At 74.3% G+C, this 20,405-nt stretch carries 20 protein-coding genes; 11 read left to right on the forward strand and 9 right to left on the reverse strand.

The window, feature by feature from the left end; translation table 11 throughout:
• The first annotated feature begins 115 nt into the window (after window positions 1–115).
• Window positions 116–520 carry a nitroreductase family deazaflavin-dependent oxidoreductase gene (locus MF672_RS24345; RefSeq protein WP_242383450.1) on the forward strand — a complete coding sequence of 135 codons (405 nt, stop codon included), beginning with the start codon at window positions 116–118 and terminating at the stop codon, window positions 518–520.
• Between the two features lie 38 nt (window positions 521–558).
• Here MF672_RS24345 and glgA read toward each other — a convergent pair whose 3' ends face one another.
• Entirely contained in the window at window positions 559–1,725 is a 1,167-nt protein-coding gene (gene glgA, locus MF672_RS24350; RefSeq protein ID WP_247815404.1) for a glycogen synthase, read from the reverse strand.
• Between the two features lie 160 nt (window positions 1,726–1,885).
• Here glgA and glgC point away from each other — a divergent pair, with 160 nt between their 5' ends.
• Window positions 1,886–3,121: a glucose-1-phosphate adenylyltransferase gene (glgC, locus tag MF672_RS24355; protein ID WP_302893259.1), complete on the forward strand. Its 1,236-nt coding sequence runs from the start codon at window positions 1,886–1,888 to the stop codon at window positions 3,119–3,121.
• Between the two features lie 216 nt (window positions 3,122–3,337).
• Here glgC and MF672_RS24360 read toward each other — a convergent pair whose 3' ends face one another.
• Complete coding sequence (locus MF672_RS24360; RefSeq protein ID WP_242383453.1) at window positions 3,338–3,721, reverse strand: hypothetical protein; 384 nt, start codon at window positions 3,719–3,721, stop codon at window positions 3,338–3,340.
• 172 nt (window positions 3,722–3,893) lie between these two features.
• Between MF672_RS24360 and MF672_RS24365 the strand changes: the two genes are divergently transcribed.
• Window positions 3,894–5,372 carry an Nramp family divalent metal transporter gene (locus MF672_RS24365; protein ID WP_242383454.1) on the forward strand — a complete coding sequence of 493 codons (1,479 nt, stop codon included), beginning with the start codon at window positions 3,894–3,896 and terminating at the stop codon, window positions 5,370–5,372.
• Here MF672_RS24365 and MF672_RS24370 read toward each other — a convergent pair.
• The 5 genes from MF672_RS24370 to ftsH all read right to left on the reverse strand — a co-directional run bounded on the left by MF672_RS24370 (window position 5,369) and on the right by ftsH (window position 11,429).
• Window positions 5,369–6,040, reverse strand: coding sequence for a hypothetical protein (locus tag MF672_RS24370; RefSeq protein ID WP_242383455.1), 672 nt, complete (start codon window positions 6,038–6,040; stop codon window positions 5,369–5,371). The genes MF672_RS24365 and MF672_RS24370 overlap by 4 nt on opposite strands.
• Window positions 6,037–6,441 (reverse strand): hypothetical protein, encoded by a 405-nt coding sequence (locus MF672_RS24375; RefSeq protein ID WP_242383456.1) that lies wholly within the window; start codon window positions 6,439–6,441, stop codon window positions 6,037–6,039. The genes MF672_RS24370 and MF672_RS24375 overlap by 4 nt, the downstream gene beginning before the upstream one ends.
• A gap of 77 nt (window positions 6,442–6,518) precedes the next feature.
• The gene (locus MF672_RS24380; protein WP_247815405.1) at window positions 6,519–8,648 is read right to left on the reverse strand and encodes an alpha/beta hydrolase-fold protein; all 2,130 of its coding nucleotides are present in this window, start codon (window positions 8,646–8,648) and stop codon (window positions 6,519–6,521) included.
• A gap of 154 nt (window positions 8,649–8,802) precedes the next feature.
• The gene (locus MF672_RS24385) at window positions 8,803–9,423 is read right to left on the reverse strand and encodes a TetR/AcrR family transcriptional regulator (RefSeq protein ID WP_242383687.1); all 621 of its coding nucleotides are present in this window, start codon (window positions 9,421–9,423) and stop codon (window positions 8,803–8,805) included.
• Between the two features lie 56 nt (window positions 9,424–9,479).
• Window positions 9,480–11,429, reverse strand: coding sequence for an ATP-dependent zinc metalloprotease FtsH (ftsH, locus tag MF672_RS24390; protein ID WP_242383686.1), 1,950 nt, complete (start codon window positions 11,427–11,429; stop codon window positions 9,480–9,482).
• A 198-nt stretch (window positions 11,430–11,627) separates the two neighbouring features.
• On the opposite strand from ftsH, the gene MF672_RS24395 reads away from it, so the two are divergent.
• Window positions 11,628–11,897, forward strand: coding sequence for a GlsB/YeaQ/YmgE family stress response membrane protein (locus tag MF672_RS24395; RefSeq protein WP_242383685.1), 270 nt, complete (start codon window positions 11,628–11,630; stop codon window positions 11,895–11,897).
• A gap of 72 nt (window positions 11,898–11,969) precedes the next feature.
• On the opposite strand, the gene MF672_RS24400 is transcribed toward MF672_RS24395, so the two are convergent.
• On the reverse strand, window positions 11,970–12,959 hold the full coding sequence (locus tag MF672_RS24400; RefSeq protein WP_242383684.1) for a sporulation protein: 990 nt from the start codon (window positions 12,957–12,959) through the stop codon (window positions 11,970–11,972).
• 174 nt (window positions 12,960–13,133) lie between these two features.
• Here MF672_RS24400 and MF672_RS24405 point away from each other — a divergent pair, with 174 nt between their 5' ends.
• Window positions 13,134–13,739: an Rv1733c family protein gene (locus tag MF672_RS24405; protein ID WP_242383683.1), complete on the forward strand. Its 606-nt coding sequence runs from the start codon at window positions 13,134–13,136 to the stop codon at window positions 13,737–13,739.
• Window positions 13,740–13,760: 21 nt separating this feature from the next.
• Here the strand turns inward: MF672_RS24405 and MF672_RS51825 are convergent, their stop codons facing one another.
• Entirely contained in the window at window positions 13,761–15,302 is a 1,542-nt protein-coding gene (locus MF672_RS51825) for an IclR family transcriptional regulator domain-containing protein (protein ID WP_308210513.1), read from the reverse strand.
• Window positions 15,303–15,420: 118 nt separating this feature from the next.
• On the opposite strand from MF672_RS51825, the gene MF672_RS24420 reads away from it, so the two are divergent.
• The 6 genes from MF672_RS24420 to pcaB are packed head-to-tail and all read left to right on the forward strand — an operon-like array spanning window position 15,421 to window position 20,404.
• Window positions 15,421–16,203 carry a CoA transferase subunit A gene (locus MF672_RS24420; RefSeq protein WP_242383458.1) on the forward strand — a complete coding sequence of 261 codons (783 nt, stop codon included), beginning with the start codon at window positions 15,421–15,423 and terminating at the stop codon, window positions 16,201–16,203.
• Complete coding sequence (locus tag MF672_RS24425; protein ID WP_242383459.1) at window positions 16,200–16,829, forward strand: CoA transferase subunit B; 630 nt, start codon at window positions 16,200–16,202, stop codon at window positions 16,827–16,829. The genes MF672_RS24420 and MF672_RS24425 overlap by 4 nt, the downstream gene beginning before the upstream one ends.
• Window positions 16,826–17,971, forward strand: coding sequence for a thiolase family protein (locus tag MF672_RS24430; RefSeq protein WP_242383460.1), 1,146 nt, complete (start codon window positions 16,826–16,828; stop codon window positions 17,969–17,971). The genes MF672_RS24425 and MF672_RS24430 overlap by 4 nt, the downstream gene beginning before the upstream one ends.
• Before the next feature lie 6 nt (window positions 17,972–17,977).
• Window positions 17,978–18,730 carry a protocatechuate 3,4-dioxygenase subunit beta gene (pcaH, locus tag MF672_RS24435; protein WP_242383461.1) on the forward strand — a complete coding sequence of 251 codons (753 nt, stop codon included), beginning with the start codon at window positions 17,978–17,980 and terminating at the stop codon, window positions 18,728–18,730.
• Window positions 18,727–19,254, forward strand: a complete 528-nt coding sequence (gene pcaG, locus MF672_RS24440) for a protocatechuate 3,4-dioxygenase subunit alpha (RefSeq protein WP_247815406.1) — start codon at window positions 18,727–18,729, stop codon at window positions 19,252–19,254. Before pcaH ends, pcaG begins: the two co-directional genes overlap by 4 nt.
• Window positions 19,241–20,404 (forward strand): 3-carboxy-cis,cis-muconate cycloisomerase, encoded by a 1,164-nt coding sequence (pcaB, locus tag MF672_RS24445; RefSeq protein WP_242383463.1) that lies wholly within the window; start codon window positions 19,241–19,243, stop codon window positions 20,402–20,404. The genes pcaG and pcaB overlap by 14 nt, the downstream gene beginning before the upstream one ends.
• Window position 20,405: the final 1 nt, after the last annotated feature.

Here is a 20,405-nt window from a genome sequence, read left to right on the forward strand (position 1 = left end):
GGCCGTGACGTGGGTCATGGCGGCGGCGGTGACGGCTGTCACGAAGGCGGCCAACTCTTCGTACAGACCGGCGGGGCGACGGTGCAGGTGCGCCGCTGGTGGGTAGGTCGCGGGCATGCTCTATGGCAAGGAACACGTCAAGCGTTATCAGGAGACCGGCGGGGCGGAGGGCCACGACTGGAACAACACCACCGTCCTCCTGCTGACCACGAAGGGCCGCAGCTCGGGGCAGCCCTACACCACGCCGCTGATCTACCAGCGGTACGGCGACGACTACGTGATCGTCGCCTCCTACGGCGGCGCGCCCGACGACCCCCAGTGGTACAAGAACCTCATGGCCGAGCCTGAGGTCGAGGTGCAGGTCAAGGACGACAAGTTCAAGGCCAGGGCGCGCACGGCCCGGCCGGAGGAGAAGCCCGACATGTGGCGGGTCATGGCGGCGACCTGGCCCCAGTACGACGAGTACCAGCAGAAGACGGACCGGGAGATCCCCGTCGTGGTGCTCGAACGGACGCAGTGATCCGCCGCCCCGGCGGGGTCCGCCCCGCCGGGCGCGGTTCACAGCTTGGCGTACAGGTCCGCGGTGCGGTGGGCGATGCGCTCCCAGGAGAAGTGCTCGACCGCCCGCGCCCGTCCGGCAAGCCCCATGGCCCTGGCCCGGCCGGGGTCGCCGAGCAGCGCGTTGACCCGCTCGGCGAGGTCGGCGGCGAAGCGCTCGGGGTCGTGCGGGGTGCCGTCGCGGTCCTGTTCGACGGGCACGAGCAGGCCGGTCTCGCCGTCGGCGACGACCTCGGGGATGCCGCCGGTGGCGGTCGCGACCACGGCCGTCTCGCAGGCCATCGCCTCCAGGTTGACGATGCCCATGGGCTCGTACACCGACGGGCACACGAACACGGTGGCGTGCGTCAGGAGCTGGATGACCTCGGGCTTGGGCAGCATCTCCTGGATCCAGAGCACGCCGTCGCGGTCGAGGTCGCGCACCAGCCCGCTCACCTCGGCGGCGATCTCGGGGGTGTCGGGCGCGCCCGCGCAGAGCACGAGCTGGGCGGCGGGGTCGAACGAGCGGGCCGCGTGCAGCAGGTGCACCAGGCCCTTCTGGCGGGTGATGCGGCCCACGAAGATCACGTACGGGCGGCCGGGGTCGACGCCGTGCTTGTCGAGGACGGCGGTGCCGGGGTCGGGGGCGTACTCGGCGGTGTCGATGCCGTTGTGGATGACGGTGACCTTCTCCGGCGCGATCTCCGGGTAGGCGGCCAGCACGTCGCGGCGCATGCCCGCCGACACGGCGATGACGGCGTCGGCGGCGGCCAGGGCGGTGCGCTCGGCCCAGGAGGAGATCGTGTAGCCGCCGCCGAGCTGCTCGGCCTTCCACGGCCGCAGCGGCTCCAGGCTGTGCGTGGTGATCACGTGCGGGACGCCGTGCAGCATCTTCGCGACATGCCCGGCGAAGTTGGCGTACCAGGTATGGGAGTGCACGACGTCGGCGCCCTCGCAGGCGGCGGCCATCTCCAGGTCCACGCCGAGCACCTGGAGTGCGGCGTTGGCCCGCTCCAGCCCGCCCGGCACCCGGTAGGCGGACACGCCCGGCTCGTCGCGGTCGGCGCCGAAGCAGCGCACCCGGACGTCGGCCAGCCGGCGCAGCTCTCTGGCGAGGTATTCCATGTGCACCCCGGCGCCGCCGTACACCTCGGGCGGGTACTCCCGGCTGAGCAGATCAACACGCATAGGGACGACCTTACGATCAACGCGAGCATAGGGAACACAATCGACATGCCCAGGGTTCGTAACCCCGGCCAGGCCATCAGGCGGCAAATCCGGACACAAAGGAAGTTCACCGTGCCGGGATTCGTCGATAGATCGGCCATTTGAGGGTAGCGTCTCGGGCATGAGGTCCCGGAGGGTGCTTGCGGTTGTGCTGGCAGGTGGAGAGGGCAAGAGGCTCATGCCGCTCACGGCGGATCGGGCGAAACCGGCGGTGCCGTTCGGGGGGATATATCGGCTCATAGATTTCGTGCTGTCCAACCTGGCGAACGGCGGCTTCCTGAAGATCGTCGTGCTGACCCAGTACAAGAACCACAGCCTCGACCGGCACGTCTCGCGTACCTGGCGGCTGTCGGCGATGCTCGGCAACTACGTGACGCCCGTGCCCGCGCAGCAGCGGCTCGGGCCGCGGTGGTTCTCCGGCTCGGCCGACGCGCTGTTCCAGAACCTGAACCTGATCTACGACGAGATGCCCGACCACGTCATCGTGTTCGGCGCGGACCACATCTACCGGATGGATCCGCGGCAGATGGTCGAGCAGCACGAGGACTCCGGCGCGGACGTGACCGTGGCCGCCATCCGGCAGCCGCTGTCGCTGGCCGACCAGTTCGGCGTCATCGAGACCGACCCCGAGGGGCGCAGGATCGTCGCGTTCAGGGAGAAGCCGAAGGACGCGGTGGGGCTCGCGGACTCGCCCGACGAGGTGTACGCCTCGATGGGCAACTACGTGTTCAAGACCCAGTCGATGATCGACGCGCTGCGCGAGGACGCGCTCGACCCGACCAGCAAGCACGACCTGGGCGGGAACATCATCCCGATGCTGGTCAAGTCGGGCGGCGCCGACGTCTACGACTTCAAGAACAACATCGTGCCCGGGTCGAGCGAGCGCGACCGCGGCTACTGGCGCGACGTCGGGACGCTGGACGCCTACTACGAGGCCCACATGGACCTCATCTCGGCGCACCCGGTGTTCAATCTCTACAACGACAAGTGGCCGATCTTCACCGGGCACGACCCGCTGCCGCCGGCCAAGTTCGTTCACAACGACGGCGACCGGGTGGGCCGGGCCATCGACTCGCTCGTCTCGCCCGGCGTGATCGTCTCGGGCGGCACGGCCGTGCGCTCGATCCTGTCGCCGAAGGTGGTGCTCCACTCGCACTCGCTGGTCGAGGACTCCGTGCTGATGGAGAACGTGAAGGTCGGGCGGGGCGCGATCGTCCGCAAGGCGATCATCGACAAGAACGTGGTGATCCCGGACGGCGCGCGCATCGGGTTCGACCTGGAGTACGACCGCACGCGTTTCGCGCTGACGCGCGGCGGGGTCGTGGTCATCGGCAAGAACGAGATCGTCGACCGGTAGCGGCCCGGCAGCGGGTTCGCGTCACGCCCGGTCGCCGCCGAGGCGGGCGGCCGGGCGTCCCTCCGGCCTGCCCGGGGCGCCGCGCGCGGGCATGCGGAAAGGGCCCGCGCGGCCGCGGGCCCAGGAGGAGGTGGAGGAGGGGGCGTGACTGTCAGGGAGCGGAGGGGGTCCCGGGGCACTCGCGTGTCCCCGGGACCTCGCCGATCCTAGAAACGGCTAGGAACGGCCGAGCCAGGGACCGGGGTAGCGCTGGCCGCCCCCGCCCCAGTTGTGCCAGCCGTTGCCCGACTCGCCCCAGCCGTTGCCGGAGTCGCCCCAGCCGTGGCCGTGACCCTGGTGGTCACGGCCCCAGCCGATCTCCTTGTACCAGTCCTCGTCGTCCTTGCCCCAGTCGCCGTGGTCGTGCCAGTCGTCGCTGTCCTTGCAGGCGCGGGCCTCGCGACGGCCGGCGTAGACGCCGTTCGTGTCGATGCCGAGTGCGCCGGTGTTGTCGTTGACGCTGAGGTCGCAGACGGTGTGGGCGTTCGCCGGGCCCGCCAGCCCGACAATCGCGACAGCGGCGGCGAGAACCCCGCCGGCGGCTATGAGGTTACCTTTCACAATCTCTCCCTGTAGTCACGGAGTGACAACCATCACTCACTGTACGTAGTCGATCCTGGAACGCGGCGTAACGCCACGCGCGAACCGCCCGTCGCTTTGCCGCCGAAACCCACCGGTTGGGTCTTGCTGCCGCCCTCGTACGGGATCACCCTGAACGGCAGGAGGCAGTGAGATGACGCACCCGCTCGGAGTCAGCCGCCCGGATCTCGAGGTCACCGACTTGCCCACGCCCGAGGAGGTCTTCAAGGTCTCCAGGATCGGGTTCAAGGAGATCGTGAAGTACGCGATCGGGCCCAGCCTGATCGCGCTCGGCATCTCGATCGGCAGCGGCGAGTGGCTGCTCGGCCCGCTGAACGTGGGCCAGTACGGCTTCGTCGGCGTCGGCTGGGTGATCGTGGTGTCGGCGCTGCTGCAGACTTTCTACAACGTCGAGTGCTCGCGTTACGTCGTCGCGACCGGCGAGACGCCGGTGGTCGGCTGGGGCCGGGTGCCGCCGGGCTGGCCGCTCTGGGTGCCGCTGTCCGTGCTCATCGTGATCTTCGCGTTCATCGCGGGCGGCTGGGCCGCCTCGGCGGGGCAGGGCGTGTACGCGCTGATCCACGGCGTGCCCCCGGCCGCGGCCGCCACCGAGCCGCGCTGGTGGGCGGTCGCCCTGCTGGTGCTGGTCTTCCTCATCACGGCCGGCGCCCGCCGCATCAGCCGGGCGCTGGAGCTGGCCAACTGGGTGATGGTCAGCGCGATCCTGCTCGCGCTGATCGCGGTGGACCTGCTCGTGGTGCCGTTCAGCCTGTGGTGGGAGGGCGTCCGCGGCTTCCTCACCCCGGCCGCGCCGCCCGCCGGCATCACGGCCACGCAGCTCGGCGCGCTGGCCGGGTTCACCGCCCTCGCCTCCGGCCTCAACTGGTACGTCATGGGCCACTACCGCGACAAGGGCTACGGCATGGGCCACCGCGTCGGCTACCTCGCGGGGCTGCGCGGCGGCCGGACCAACGTCCTGGCCAGCGGCGTCACCTTCCCCGACGACGAACGCAACCGGGGGCTGTGGCGGCGCTGGTACCGGCTGCTGATGATCGACATGTGGGGCGTGTTCTTCGTCGGCGCGATCCTCGGCATGCTGCTGCCGACGATCCTCATGGCGCAGGCGGTCGCGCTGTCGGGCGAGAAGCCGACGCGCGCGAACGTGCCGACGTTCGTCGCGGCCGCGCTCGGCGGCGAGTACGGGCGGGTGGTGTTCTACGTCGCGCTGGTGGTGGGGGTGCTGATCCTGTTCTCCACGCAGCTCGGCATCTTCGAGGCGATGGTGCGGGTGACGACGGACGCCGCCAACGCCTCCAGCCCGCGGCTGCGCGCGCTCATCGAGGGCGACCCGCGGCGCTTCTACTACCCGTTCATGATCCTGCTGCTGGTGGTCATCTCGGTCATCATCTTCCAGTCGCTGCCGGTGGGGCTGGTGGAGTGGTCGGCGAACATGTCGAACCTGGGCGCGCTGATCTACCCGTTCCTGCTCATGTACCTCAACAGCCGGCTGCCCCGGCCGGCCCGGCCGCGGCCGTGGCACTACGTCATCCTGGTGCTGAACTTCCTGTTCTTCGGCTTCTTCTTCGTCAACTTCATCGCCGACTTCGTGGGCGACCCGCTGGTGACGTTCTAGGACGCGGTGACGGCGACCCGCAGCCGGCCGCCGGACGGGACGCCGAACACGGTCGTGACCGGGCCGGCCGCGCGGGTCCGCAGGCACAGCGGCCGGCCCGGCGTGACCGGCGCGGCGGCCGGCCGCTCCCGGCCGGGGCAGCCGCCGGTCCGGGCGCGGGCGGAATCCACGCGGACGCTGGAACCGGAGACGGCGAAGTCCGCGGTGGCGGGGACGGCCGGGCGGACGCCGGAGCGGGTGATCCGCCACAGGCTCCGGCCGCGTGCCGGGAGGTCCAGCACGAGGTCCAGCACGAGGGCCGGGCGGGTCGCCGTGCGGGCGCTCTGCGTGGCCTCGCTCCGGCCGGCCTCCGACGCCGCCCTGGACGCGGTGGGGACGGCGGCCTGGCCGCCGGTGTCCTGGCGGCCGGGCGGGAGGAGCACCGTGACGCCGAGGGCGAGCGCGAGCCCGGTGACCGCCACCGGCAGCAGCCCGGCCCGGAGGAACAGCGCCGGCCACCGCCGGTCCCCGCGACGCCGCTCCTCGGCGGCGGGCGGGGACGGGGGGAGGCCGAGCAGGGACGCCCAGTAGCGCCGCCACAGCCCGGCGCGCCGGTCCAGCGGCGGCGCCGGCTCGACCGGGCGGGTGTCGATGAGGGCGTGCCAGTACCGCTCCCCCAGGCTTCTCACCGCGCCGCCTCCCGCGGCTCGGCCACCGCGGACGCCTCCTCGGCGACGGGGCGCAACGTCCGCAGGGTGCCGACCTGGCGGAGCAGCGCCGGCGCGGAGGCGCCGACGGCGATCGCCGCCATCGTCCCGGTGATCTGGTCGCGGAACAGCAGCGCGGCAGCGGCCCCCAGCGCCAGCCGGGTGGCGGCCACCAGGGTGTCCGCGGCCGGGTCCAGGTACTCCTCCAGCCGGGGCAGCCGGGCGCGCCGGCGCGCCCGCGCCTTCCTGCGCGCCTGCTGCCAGGCCGTCAGCGAGCTCCACACGTACAGGATCTCGACGATCGTCCCGCCCACGGCCCCCAGGCCCGCGGCCGCCATCCAGTCCACGACTCCGCCCCCCGGCTCCTGCTGTCCGCCAAGCATGCGCGGACCGTCGAGGGGCGAGCGAGGACTCCGGCGGCCAGGGGACGCTTACCCGCAGGAGGGACGAATGTGGCTGATCAGGATGGCAGGCCGGTCTCCGGGGCGACGGCGGCGAGGAAGACGTCCCCGTTTCCCGGCGCGGCGCCGCCCTGCGGGGCGCCGTAGGTGAGGCCGGTGACCAGGACCTGGCCGGACGGGGTGGCGGCGGCGAACAGGTTCGGCTCGGCGAAGGGGTCGACGGCGTCGTCCCTGGCGGTGCCGAACTGGGCGGCGGCGCGCTGCCTGCCCCTGGCGTCGAGGCGGAGGGTGAGCACGTCCGCGCCGCCCGCCTGCACGCCCACCCGGCCCCGCGTGTGGCCGGCGACCTCGACCTCGCCGCCGGGCAGCGGGACCACCGCCGCGCCCTCGTCGGCGGCCGGGGTGGCGAGGGTGTGGGTCCAGCGCTGCTTGCCGCGGGCGGTGTAGGCGGCGGTGTAGGCGTCCCCGGCGACCGCGCCGGTGGCGACCGCGAGGCCGCCGGTGCTGACGGTGACCGCGTTCAGCCGGTCGTCGCCCGCGCCGCCGGCGGTCGTGGCCCACGCCCGTCCGCCGTCGCCCGCGGCGAACGCGGCGAGCCAGCCGTCGAGGCCGCCGAGCGCGGACGCGCCCGGGAGGGCGGCGGTGGCGCTGCCGGCGACGTAGACGTTCGCGGCGTCGGCGGCCACGCCGTACGCCTTGTCCTCGCCGGGGCCGCCGTACTGGCGGAGCCAGGCCAGCTCGCCGGCCGGGGTGAGGCGGGCGACCAGGGCGTCCTTGTCGCCGGCGTTGCGGCCGTCGAGCGAGCCCTTGGTGTAGCCGGCGACGTACGCGCCGCCGTCGGGCGCGGCGGCCAGGCCGTAGAGGCGGTCGGCGGCGTCCGGCGCGCCGAACTGGGTGATCCAGCGCACCGCGCCGTCCGGGCCGAGTCTGGCCACGAACGCGTCGTCGGCCGCGTTGCCCGGGTGCCTGCCGTCGAGGTCGCCCTTGGTGTGGCCGGCGGCCAGCACGCCGCCGTCGGGCAGCGCCGCGACGCCGTAAAGGCGCTCGTCGGCGGCGGTGCCGAGCTGCCGGGTCCAGCCGCCCGCGCCGGTGCGGGTGAGGACGGCGTCCAGCCGGCCGGCGTGCTGCTGGCCCCCGACCGGGCCGCCGGCGGCGTAGCCGAGCGTGCGGGAGCCGTCGGCGTGGGCGGCGACGCCGCCGGCCCAGTCGCCGGCCGCCGTGCCGTGCAGCGGGGCGGGCAGGCCGGCCGGCGGGGTGACGCTGAGGCCGGGGCCCAGCTCGGCCATGGCCTGCTCGAAGGCGGGCGTCCAGACCGTCCAGTCGTGGCCGCCGTCCAGGACGCGGAGCTGGGCGGAGACGGCGGGCGAGCGGCGGGCGGCGTTGTAGAGGGCGGCGGACTCGAAGTCGAGGTCGTGGCGGGCGTCGGCGGGGTCGGGGTTGGCGTACTCGTCGTCGCCGACGGCCACGAACAGCCGCACCGGCAGGTCGGGGTCCAGCTCCGGCAGCAGGGCCGGGTAGTTCAGCTCGCGGTAGACGTCGTCGGAGAACTTCTCCGCGCCCTGGCCGAAGGCGCCGTAGTCGCGGGCGGAGGAGTCGCCGGGCGGCAGCGGGGTGTAGACGGCGGGGCTGAGCACGGCGGCGGCGCTGAAGACGTCCTGGTGGGCGAGGGCGAGGCGGAGCGCGCCCGCGCCGCCCATCGAGTAGCCGCCGACCAGCCGGGCCTCGCGGATCGGGGCGGTGCGGTAGGTGGCGTCGACGTGGCCGACCAGGTCGTGCGCGAGCGCGGTCTCGACCTTGCGGCCGGGCAGGTCGGAGCCGGTGTAGCGGGAGTCGGTGTACCAGCTTCCGCGGTCGCTCCACGGGGCGTCCGGCATGATCGCGATGACCGGCGGGATGCGCCTGCTGCCGATCAGGTCGTCGAGGACGGTCTTGACGCGGGTCCACGCCTGCATGGTGTCGCCGCGGCCGTGCAGCAGGTAGAGGACGGGGTGGCGGTCCTTGCCCCGGTCGTAGCCGGCGGGGAGGTAGGCGGTGTAGGCGACGGCCTCGCCGCCGAGGGCCGGCGAGGGCGCCGAGCCGGTGGTGAGCGTGCCGCCCGCGCGCGTGTCCGTCTCGCCGGGCGGGGCGAGGAGGGTGAACGCGGCGAGGGCGGTCAGCGCGGCGGCGCCGATCCAGCGAGGCAGGGGCATCGACCACTCCGAGGGGAGCCGTAAACGTTTACAGTACGCACCTTGCGGTGTTTCGGGAGAGTTTCGTGGGGTGGGGGGTGCCGTGTCAACAGGCCCGGCTCCGCGACGGGGGCCCCGGCGCGAAGGTCTTCCGCCTGCCGGACGACGGGAGATGTCAGTCGCCGCCGACGAGGTCCCCTTCCACGGCGAGCTCCCGGCCCAGGCCGAGCACCTCGAAGTGGTGCTCGCCGAGCAGCCGCACCACCGCCCGCGCCATCTGCCCCGGCGTGTACCGCAGCGGGCTGTCCAGCCACCAGGCGGCGGTGCCCACGATGAGGTTCGCGGCCAGCACGAACACCAGGTCCTCGGGGACGCCGGGCTCCCCCGCCCCCTCCGGGCCGCTCATGACCCGCATCCGCCGCCGCGCCACCTGCGCGCACCGCTCGCGCAGCCGGGCGGCGAAGACGGGGCTGCCGCCGGGCCCGAGCAGCGCCCGGTACAGCTCGGCGTGCCGGCCGAAGTGCTCGAACATCTCGGTCCACCAGCCGATGCGGTCGGGCGTGCCGCCGCCGGGCGCCTCGCCGCCCGCGCCGGGCTCGCCGGCGATCTCGTTGAAGATCTGCTCGACCAGGTCGTCCTTGTCGCGGTAGTGGCGGTAGAACGTGCTCCTGTCGATCATCGCCCGGTGCGCGATGTCGGCCACGCTCACGTCCGCGAAGCCCTTCTCCTCCACCAGCTCGATCAGCGTCCGGCGGATCAGCCTGCGCGTGTGCGCGGCCTGACGGCCCTGCGACATGTGCCCTCCCGCGGCGGGTGACGTTGGCATTCTTCCCCCTGCGGGCCCCGCCGTACCTAGGCCCCCGTGGCCGTCAGGCCGGCGGCGGCGGGCGCGGGCTCGAACGGCTCGAACGCCTCCGTCCTGGTGGCCCGGAGCACCGCCGTGACCGCGTCGCCGTCCACCGTCTCCTGCTCGATCAGCAGCCCCGTCAGCCGGTCGAGGGCGGCCCGGTGGGCGCGCAGCAGCCCGGCCGCGCGCTGCTCGGCGGTGCGCAGCAGCAGTGCCACCTCCTGGTCGATGAGGCGCTGGGTGTGCTCGGAGTACCCCCTGCGGAGCGGCGAGTCGTCGCCGCCGTCCAGGACGAGGCTGTCGGAGCCGTAGCCGACGGGGCCGAGCCGGCCGGACAGGCCGAAGTCGCGCACCATGCGGGTGGCGATCTGGGTGGCGCCGGCCAGGTCGTTGGCCGCGCCGGTGGAGCCCTCGCCGAGCACGACCAGCTCGGCGGCCCGCCCGCCGAGCCGCACGGCCAGCAGGTCGCGCAGGTAGCTCTCGCTGTACAGGTGCCGCTCGGCCTCGGGAAGCTGCTCGGTGACGCCGAGGGTGAGCCCGGCGGGCAGGATGGTGACCTTGGCGACCGGGTCGGCGTGCTCGCACAGCGCCGCGATGAGCGCGTGCCCCGACTCGTGCACGGCCACCGCGCGCCGCTCCTGCGGCAGCAGCGCGTTCGAGGTCTCCCTGCGGCCGAGCAGGACGCGGTCGCGGGCGGCGTCGAAGTCGGCCACGGTGATCGTGGTGCGCCCGTCGCGGACGGCGTTGATGGCGGCCTCGTTGACCAGGTTCGCCAGGTCGGCGCCGGAGAAGCCGGGCGTGGCGCGGGCCAGCACGCCGAGGTCCACCTCGGGCGCGAGGTGCTTGCCGCCCGCGTGCACGGCGAGGATGGCGGCGCGCTCGCCCTGCGTGGGCAGCGGCACGGTGACCTGCCGGTCGAAGCGGCCGGGCCGCAGCAGCGCGGCGTCCAGGGTCTGCGGGCGGTTGGTGGCGGCCAGCACGACGATGCCGCTGGACTGGTCGAAGCCGTCCATCTCGGCGAGGAGCTGGTTGAGGGTCTGCTCGCGCTCGTCGTTGCCGCCGCCGGTGACGATCGAGCCGCGGCGCCCGCCGATGGCGTCGATCTCGTCGATGAAGACGATCGAGGGAGCGCGGCGGCGGGCCTCGTCGAACAGGTCGCGGACGCGGGAGGCGCCCACCCCGACGAACATCTCCACGAACCCCGACCCGGTCACCGACAGGAACGGCACCTCGGCCTCCCCGGCGACGGCGCGGGCCAGCAGCGTCTTGCCGGTGCCGGGCGGGCCCACCATGATCACGCCGCGCGGCGGCTTGGCGCCGGCCGCCGCGTAGCGTTCGGGGGCGCGCAGGAAGTCCACGACCTCGCCGATCTCCTGCTTGACGCCCTCGTACCCGGCGACGTCGGCGAAGCGCGTGGCGGGCCGCTCCGCTTCGATGATCTTGGCGCGGGACCGGCCGAAGCCGCCCATCCCGCCGGCGAACGCGTTCTGCCCCCGCCGCATCAGCCACCAGAACACGCCCACCATGAGGATCAGCGGCAGGAACGACATCAGCAGCGTCCCGAACGTGCCGCTGGACGAGGTCGCCGTGACCGTCACGCGGTGGGCGGCCAGGCGGCTCTCCAGCCCGGCGACGCCGAGGGCGGTGGGGATCTGGGTGTCGACGGTGTCGCCGCCGCGCAGCGTCACGGTGGCCGCGCCGGCGTCGTCCACCGTCACGGCCTGCACCTGGCCGGCGTCCACCCGGGCGATGAAGTCGCTGTACGGGACGCGGGCGCCGCCGCCGCCCTGCGCGGCCAGCAGCATCGGCCCGGCCAGCCAGGCGACCAGGACCAGCAGCCCGGCGATCCACAACCAGCGGCCGCCCTTGGGCGCGGGCTCCTCGGGCGGCGGCGCGGGCGCCTTCTTCTCCGGGCCGGGCTTGGCCGTGCCTGTCGGGTGGCTGTGCGTCCCCATGGCCGCCTCCTCCGTCCAGTGGTGCGAAAGCTCACCACCAGGACATCAGCGGGCGGCGGGCGGGCACGGAGGCGAAAGCCACGCAGAGGCGGGACCTTCGTCCCGACTCGTCCCTACTCGGCCCGGCTCCGGCACCTGGAGGCCGGCTCGTTCGTTGCCGGGATGACGGTTCATCGTCTCTTAGTCGGGAGTCGTACCGTGGAAATCACCGGCATCATCTCGGCCCTCGTCATCGGCGTCGTGATCGGCGCTCTCGGACGGCTCGTCGTGCCCGGCCGCCAGCGCATCCCGATCTGGCTCACCATCGTCATCGGCGTGGTCGCGGCGCTCATCGGCACCGCGCTCGCGGCGATGCTCGGCGTGGCCGACACCAGGGGCATCGACTGGATCGAGCTGGCCATCCAGGTCGCGCTGGCGGCGCTCGGCGTGTCGCTGACCGCCGGCATGTACGTCCGGCGCCGCGAGTGACGGGACGGGCGGTCACGGGCCTCGCTCCGTGACCCCCGCCGGCGGGTCAGCGCCCGGGCCGGCGGCCCGGCGTCACCACTCGTCGCCGCCGCCGTCGTCGCCCTCGAAGATCTCCTCGACGACCTCGCCCGCCACCAGGCCGCCCGCGACGCCGAGGGCGCCCGCGGCGGCCACCGCGCCGAGGCCCATGCCGCCCCCGCGATGGTGGTCGTCGTCGCAGTGGCCGTGATGTCCGGGGTGGCCGTGATGTCCGGGGTGGCCGTAGTGCCCGTGCGGGTCGCCGTGGTGGCCGCCGTACTGGGTCAGGCGCTGGAGCCAGCGCTCGACCTCGCCCCGCCAGTCGGTGCGGAGGGCGTCGGCGTGGCTGACGGTGAAGTGGTCGATGGCGTCGCCGGAGGAGTGGCGGCCGGTGCGCTTGTCGGCCTCCAGGACGGTGGTCAGCCCGTCGGGGGTGGCGACGAAGGTGACCTCGACCTCGTTGACCTGGCCGCGGTACTGCGGCGGCGGGTAGAACTCGATCTCCTGGTAGAACGGCAGCCGCTGGTCCACGCCGACGAGCCGGCCGGCCTCCAGGTCGGCGGACCTGAACTGGAAGCCGAGGTCGAGGAACGCCTCCAGGATGCGGAGCTGCGACGGCAGCGGCTCGACCGCGAACGGGTCGAGGTCGCCCTTGTCCACGGCCTTGGCGATGGCCAGCTCGGTGCGGACGCCGAGCACCATGCCGCGCAGCGGCTGCCCGCCGATCTCGCTGATCGGCGCCTCCCACGCCACGGGCATCGTGAAGGGCAGCACGCGGTCCTCGCCCTTGCGCAGCGTGAACGGGCCGGAGACCTGGAGCCGGGCGAACTCCTCCACCCGCGCGCCCTCCGAGTCGCCGTACTCGATCTCCACGCGGGCCACCAGGCCGAGCGTGACGTGCTCGATCTCGGCGTCGAAGTCGCCGCCCTCGAGCCGGACCTCGCCCTGCAGCGTCCCGCCCGGCCGGGTGCGCGGCGTGGACAGGACGGTGTCCACCGAGGGCGCCCCGACGCCGAGTGCGCCCAGCATCCGTTTGAAGACCACGGCTCTGCTCTCCCTGTTGACGATCGTTGCTCATGATCACTGCTTGCCGCCCGGAGAACGAGCGGTGTCCCCGCGGAGTTCCGGCGAAGGGCGAAGGTCCCGCGCGGGTGAGGCTTATGGCACTGCTCATCAGGGCAGTTGGGGGGCACCTTGGTGTTCTCAAGGAGGTGCGCGATGAGGACGGCTCTCGATTCCCTGATGATGCTCGTGCGCAGATACCGGCTGGACGGCAATCCCCTGCGCCGCCGTTCCGACCGCCAGGAGTCCGCCCTGGTGGCGGGGGCGGTCCTGCTGGTGCTGCTGAGCGTGTGGCCGGCGGTGCTCGCGGGGCTGGCCACGTACGAGGCGGGGATGGCCGAGACGCGGGTGGGGCCGGGCGGCCGGCAGCAGGTGACGGCGGTGCTGCTGGAGGACGCGCCGGCGGCCAGGGCGTCGTTCAGCGAGGCGGCCGCGCAGCCGCCGCAGGCCAGGGCCCGGTGGACGACCCCCGAGGGCGTGGCGCGCACCGGCGACGTGGTGGCCCCGGGGCTGGCCGCGAGCGGCACGCAGGTGCGGATCTGGATCGACGGGCAGGGACGGCCGGCCACCCCGCCGAAGAAGCCCTTGGAGATCCGTTTCCGCGGCGCGGGCATGACGGTCTTCGTGCTGCTGACGGCGGCCATGCTGGCCGCCATGGGCCTGATGACCGGGCAGTGGCTGCTGGACCGCCGCCGCTACCGCCACTGGGACACCGCCTGGGCCGTCGCCGACAAGCGGTGGCACGGCCGCCAGCGCGGCTGAGCGGGCCGGCGAGGCCCGCGCTCAGCGGCCCAGCCTGACCACCTCGGGCAGCGCCCCGTTCCAGGCGGGGCCGTGCACGAACGCGAGGTCGGCCTCCATCCGGGCGGCCGCCTCCCGCAGCTCGGGCAGGACGTCGCGCACCAGGGCGGCGGCGGTGGCGCGGCTGGCGTGCGTGGCGACGTTGACGGCGGCCACGACCCGCCCCGAGCCGTCGCGGATCGGGACCGCCAGCGACCGCACCCCCTCCTCCAGCTCCTGGTCCACCAGGGCGTACCCGTCGGCGGCGGCCCGGCGCACGGCGGCCTTCAGCTCGGCGGTGCCCGTGACCGTGTGGCGCGACAGCGGCTTGACCGCGATGCCGTCCAGCCGCTCCTCGGGCAGGGCGGCGAGCAGGACCCGGCCCATGGACGTGGCGTAGGCGGGGAAGCGGGTGCCGACCGTGATGTCCACGCTCATGATCCGGCGGGTCGGGACGCGGGCCAGGTAGACGATGTCCTCGCCGGACAGCACGGCGACCGAGGCGGACTCGTGCACCCGGGCCACCAGGTCGGCCAGGTGCGGCTGCACGACGGCGCGGAAGGGCAGCCCGGACAGGTGGGCGTAGCCCAGCTCCAGGACCTTCGGCAGCAGCACGAAGCGGGAGCCGCGGGCGGCGGCGTAGCCGAGCCGTTCCAGGGTCTGGACCGCGCGGCGGACGGTGGCGCGGGGCTGGCCGGTCGCGCGGGAGGCGTCGGCGAGGGTCGCGCCGCCGGGGCGGCCGAGCGCCACCAGGACGGCGAGGCCGCGGGCCAGCGACTGGAGGTAGCCGGCGCCCAGCTCCTGCTTGGCGGCCCGCGAACGGTCCTCTTCCGCGCCGGCCGGCGGCCCGGCGGCGGCGGTCGCGGGGGCGGTCGCGGGGGCGGTCGCGGGGGCGGTCGCGGGCGGGGCGGAGAGGGCGGCCTCCATGCGGGTGACGGTCTCGCGCAGGCGCGGCAGCGCGTGCTCGCGCAGCCCGGCCGCGGTGTGCCGGCTGGTGTGGCTGACCACGCTGACCGCGCAGACCGCCGTCCCGGACGGGTCACGCACGGGCACCGCGACGGCCACCAGCCCCGGCTCCACGAGCTGGTCGTCCACCGCCCACGGCGCGGCCGGGTCCAGCAGCGCGAGCCCGGCCGCGCACCGGGCGGCGGGCAGCAGGTCGCCCACCCGGAAGGCCACCGCCATGGTGCGCCGCCGGGTGAACTGCGCGACGAAGCGCACCCCTTCCCCGTCCGGCACGGCCAGCGACACCGACTCGTCCAGCTCCTCGGCCAGCCGCTCGGCCTCCGGGGACAGCGCGTCGCGCAGGCCGCCGCCCGCCAGGTACGCCTCCCCCAGCTCCATCAGCCGGGGCGTGAGCCGTACCTGCCGCCCGTCGAAGCGCAGGTAGCCGAGGTGGGCGAAGGTGGCGAGCACCCGGTCCACCGCGGAGCGGGCCAGCCCGGTCGCGCGCACCAGGTCGGTCGCCGCCATGGGCCGGCCCGGCTCGCCGGCCAGCACGCGCAGCACGGTCAGGCCGCGTTCGAGGGTCCCGGCCGCGTCCAAGCGTCCCTCCTCGATCAGCGGAGATCCTTTGACAGGAGCGCCGTCCATTACAGATACTCGACAGCACAATAGTGGACAAAAGTTCACTATGCGAACACTCCCGGTGAATTGGAGCGTCGTGCGGAGAGACAAGGTGGTCGGCTCGGCCGAGGAGGCGCTGGCCGGCGTGCGGGACGGCGCGTCGTTCGCGGTCGGCGGCTTCGGCCTGAGCGGCATCCCGAACGTGCTGATCCAGGCCCTCTACGACACCGGCGTGACCGGCATCTCCGTGGTGTCGAACAACTGCGGCGTGGACGGCGGCGGCCTCGGCGTGCTGCTGGCCGCCGGGCGCATCGCGCGCGTGACGGCCTCCTACATCGGCGACAACAAGGAGTTCGCCCGCCAGTACCTGGGCGGCGAGCTGGAGGTCGAGCTGACCCCGCAGGGCAGCCTGGCCGAGCGGCTGCGCGCCGGCGGGGCCGGCATCCCGGCCTTCTACACCCCGGCCGGGGTGGGCACGCCGGTGGCCGAGGGCGGGCTGCCGCTGCGGCACAACCCGGACGGCTCGGTCGCCGCGGCCTCGCCGGCCAAGGAGGTGCGCGAGTTCGACGGGCGGCCGTACGTGCTGGAGCGCAGCATCACCACGGACTTCGCGCTGGTCCGCGCGGCCAAGGGCGACCGGCACGGCAACCTCGTCTTCAACAAGTCGGCGCGCAACTTCAACCCGCTGGCCGCGATGGCCGGGCGCGTCACGGTCGCCGAGGTCGAGGAGCTGACCGAGCTGGACCCGGACGAGGTGCACCTGCCCGGCGTCTTCGTCCAGCGGGTGCTCGTGCTGACCCCCGAGCAGGCCGCCGCCAAGGGCATCGAGCGGCGTACGACGTCCGCGCCTCCGGCGCGGGGAGGGACCACCCGATCATGAGCTGGACGCGGGACGAGATGGTGGCGCGCGCGGCGGCCGAGCTGCGCGACGGCGACTACGTCAACCTGGGCATCGGCCTGCCGACCCGCATCCCGTCGTTCCTGCCGGACGACGTGGACGTGATCCTGCACTCCGAGAACGGCGTGCTCGGCGTCGGCCCCTACCCCCGGGAGCACGAGGTCGACCCCGACCTGATCAACGCCGGCAAGGAGACGGTCACCGTGCGGGAGGGGGCGTCGTTCTTCGACTCCTCGCTGTCGTTCGGGATGATCCGCGGCGGCCACATCGACGTGGCGGTGCTGGGCGCGATGCAGGTGTCGGCCGGGGGCGACCTCGCCAACTGGATGGTGCCCGGCAAGCTGGTCAAGGGCATGGGCGGGGCCATGGACCTGGTCCACGGCGCGCGCAGGGTCATCGTGATCATGGATCACACGGCCAAGGACGGCTCGCCGAAGATCGTCAAGGAGTGCTCGCTGCCGCTCACCGGGCAGGCGTGCGTCCACCGGATCATCACCGACCTCGGCGTCCTCGACGTCACCGGGGACGGGCTGCGCCTGGTGGAGACCGCGCCCGGGGTCAGCGTCGAGGAGCTGCGCGAGCGCACGGAAGCGGAGGTCCTGGCATGAAGACCGTCTACGTGGTGGACGCCGTCCGCACCCCGTTCGGCCGGCACAACGGCGCGCTGGCCGGGGTCCGCCCCGACGACCTGGCCGCGCACGTGGTCAGGGCGGTCGCCGAGCGCAACGGCGTCGAGGCCCCCGACGAGGTGATCCTCGGCAACGCCAACGGCGCCGGCGAGGAGAACCGCAACGTCGCCAGGATGGCCGCGCTGCTGGCCGGGCTGCCCGTGACGACGCCGGGCGCGACCGTGAACCGGCTGTGCGGGTCCGGCATGGAGGCCGTCATCCAGGCGTACCGGATGATCGCGCTCGGCGACGCCTCCACCGTGATCGCCGGCGGCGTCGAGTCGATGACCCGCGCCCCGTGGGTGCTGCCCAAGCCCGACCGGGCCTTCCCCGCGGGCGGCGCCGAGCTGGTCTCCACGACGCTCGGCTGGCGGCTGGTCAACCCCCGGATGCCCGCCGAGCACACGGTGCCGCTCGGCGAGGGCGCCGAGCTGATCGCCGACAAGCACGGCATCACCCGCGCGGAGCAGGACGCCTACGCGCTGGCCAGCCACCAGAAGGCGGCCAAGGCCGCGTTCGGGCGGCAGATCGTTCCCGTCGGGGACGTGACGCGGGACGAGGGCATCCGCGAGGACACCTCGCTGGACAAGCTCGCCCGGCTCAAGCCGGTCTTCCGCAAGGAGGGCACGGTCACCGCGGGGAACTCCTCCCCGCTCAACGACGGCGCGGCGGCGCTGCTGCTCACCGACGAGGACGGGCTGGGCGGCCGCGAACCCCTGGCGCGGATCACCGCCGGCGCCGCCAGCGCTCTCGAACCCCGCTACTTCGGCCTCGGCCCCGTCGAGGCCGCGAACCGGGCCCTCGCCAAGGCCGGCCGGACCTTCGCCGACCTCGCCACCGTCGAGCTGAACGAGGCGTTCGCCGCGCAGACGCTCGGCTGCCTGGCTGAGCTGCCGGACCTCGACCCGGCCCTGGTCAACCCGGACGGCGGCGCGATCGCGCTCGGCCACCCGCTCGGCGCGTCCGGCGCCCGCATCACCGGCGCCGTGGCGCACCGCCTGGCGGCGGCCGGGTCCGGCGTCGGCCTGGCCTGTCTCTGCATCGGCGTCGGCCAGGGCCTGGCCGTCGTACTGGAAAGGTAGCCCCCGATGAGCACACCCCTCACCCAAGCCGACATCGACGGCGAGATCGCCGAGCTGCACCGGGCCCACGAGGGCGAGGAGGCGAACCAGCCGCTGCGCGACTTCGCCCCCTACCGCAGCAGCCTGCTCCGCCACCCCAAGCTGCCGCTGCTTGCCGTCAAGGACCCGGAGGCGGCCGAGCTGGCCGGGCCGGTGTTCGGCGTCACCGACGTGACCGCGCTCGACTCCGACCTCACCAGGCAGCACCTGGCCGAGCCGCTCGGCGAGCGCATCACCGTGCGCGGCCGGGTGCTCGACCGCGACGGGCGGCCGGTGCGCGGCCAGCTCGTCGAGGTGTGGCAGGCCAACGCCGCCGGCCGCTACCGGCACCAGCGCGACGACCACCCCGCCCCGCTCGACCCGAACTTCTCCGGCGTGGGGCGCTGCCTGACCGACGACGAGGGCCGCTACTGCTTCACCACGATCAAGCCGGGGCCGTACCCGTGGCGCAACCACGTCAACGCCTGGCGGCCGGCGCACATCCACTTCTCGGTGTTCGGCACGGCGTTCACGCAGCGGCTGGTCACCCAGATGTACTTCCCCGGCGACCCGCTGTTCCCCTACGACCCGGTGCTGCAGTCGGTGACCGACGAGCGGGCCAGGCAGCGGCTGGTGTCCGCCTACGACCACGACCTGTCCGTGCCCGAGATCTCGCTGGGCTACCGCTGGGACATCGTCCTCGACGGCCCGGCCGCGACCTGGATGGAGGAAGGCCGATGAAGCCGACGCCCTCGCAGACGATCGGCCCGTTCTACGGCTTCGCGCTGCCGTTCCCCGGCGGCGGCGACCTCGCCGACGGCGGGATCACCGTACAGGGGTACGTCCACGACGGCGCGGGCGCGCCGGTGCCGGACGCGCTGCTGGAGTTCTGGCAGGCCGACCCGTCCGGCGACCTGCGCGGCAGGCCGGGCTCGCTGCGGCGCGACCCGGTGAACGGGGCCGTCCTCGGCCGGCACGGCCTCGACTTCACCGGCTTCGGCCGGGTGCCGACCGACGCCGACGGCCGTTACGGGTTGCGCACGCTCATGCCGGGGAACGGCTACATCAGCGTGTGCGTGTTCGCCCGCGGCCTGCTCCACCACCTGTTCACCCGCGTCTACTTCGACGGCGAGGCGGCCTTCCTGGACACGCTGCCGCCCGGGCGGCGCGAGACGCTGCTGGCCCGGCAGGAGCGCGAGGGCGTCTACCGCTTCGACATCCACCTGCAGGGCGAGAAGGAGACGGTCTTCCTTGACTTCGGGTGACCCGGAGGCCGACCTCGGGCTGCTGTCCCCCATGCGGGGCGCGGCCGCCGAGACCGGCGACGTCGCCGTGCTGCGGGCCCTGCTGGACGCCGAGGTCGCGCTGACCCGCGCCCAGGCGGCGCTCGGGGCCGCGCCCGCGGAGGCGGCCGGGGCGGTGGCGGAGGCGGCCCGGGTGGCGGCCTTCGACCTGCCGGGGCTCGCCGCGCGGGCGCGCTCCGGCGGCAACCCGGTGATCCCGCTGGTGGCGGACCTGCGCGCGGCGGCCGGGCCGCACGGCGCGTACGTGCACCGGGGCGCGACCAGCCAGGACATCATGGACACGGCGCTCATGCTGGTGGCGCACCGGACGCTCGGCCCGGTTCTGGCGGACCTCGACCGGGTCGCCCGCGCTCTGGCCGGGCTGGCGGCCGCGCACCGCGACACCGTGATGGCCGCGCGGACGCTCACCCAGCAGGCGGTGCCGACCACGTTCGGGCTGAAGGCAGCGGGCTGGCGCAGGCTCGTCCTCGACGCCCGCGACCGGCTGCGCGCCGCGAGGGACGCGCTCCCGGTGCAGCTCGGCGGCGCCGCCGGCACCCTGGCCGCCTTCCAGGACGACCTGCCGGGCCCGGGCGGCAACGGGGGCGGGGGCGGCGCGCTGCGGCTCGTGGCGCGGTTCGCGGCCGAGCTGGGGCTGGCCGAACCGGCGCTGCCCTGGCACGTGCTGCGCACCCCCGTCGCCGACCTGGCCGGGGCGCTCGCCTTCGCGTCGGGGGCGCTCGGCAAGCCGGCCGCCGACGTGCTGGTGTTGTCGCGGACCGAGGTGGGCGAGCTGTCCGAGGGCGTCGGCGGCGGCTCGTCGTCCATGCCGCACAAGCGCAACCCCGTCCGCGCCACCATGATCGCCGCGGCGGCCCGGCAGGTCCCGCCGCTGGCCGCCGTCCTGTACGCCTCCCTCGCCGCCGAGGACGAGCGTCCCCCCGGGGCCTGGCACGCCGAGTGGCAGCCCCTGCGCGAGTGCCTGCGCGTGGTCGCCGGGGCCGCCCGCGACGCCGCCGAGCTGGTCGAGGGCCTGCGGGTGCACCCGGAGCGCATGCGCGCGAACCTGACCCTGTCCGGCTCCACGGGCGCCGCCCGCGCCCTGGTGGAGCGGGCGATCGAGGAGGACTGAC

It is taken from the genome of Actinomadura luzonensis, from assembly GCF_022664455.2.
GTDB lineage: Bacteria > Actinomycetota > Actinomycetes > Streptosporangiales > Streptosporangiaceae > Nonomuraea > Nonomuraea luzonensis.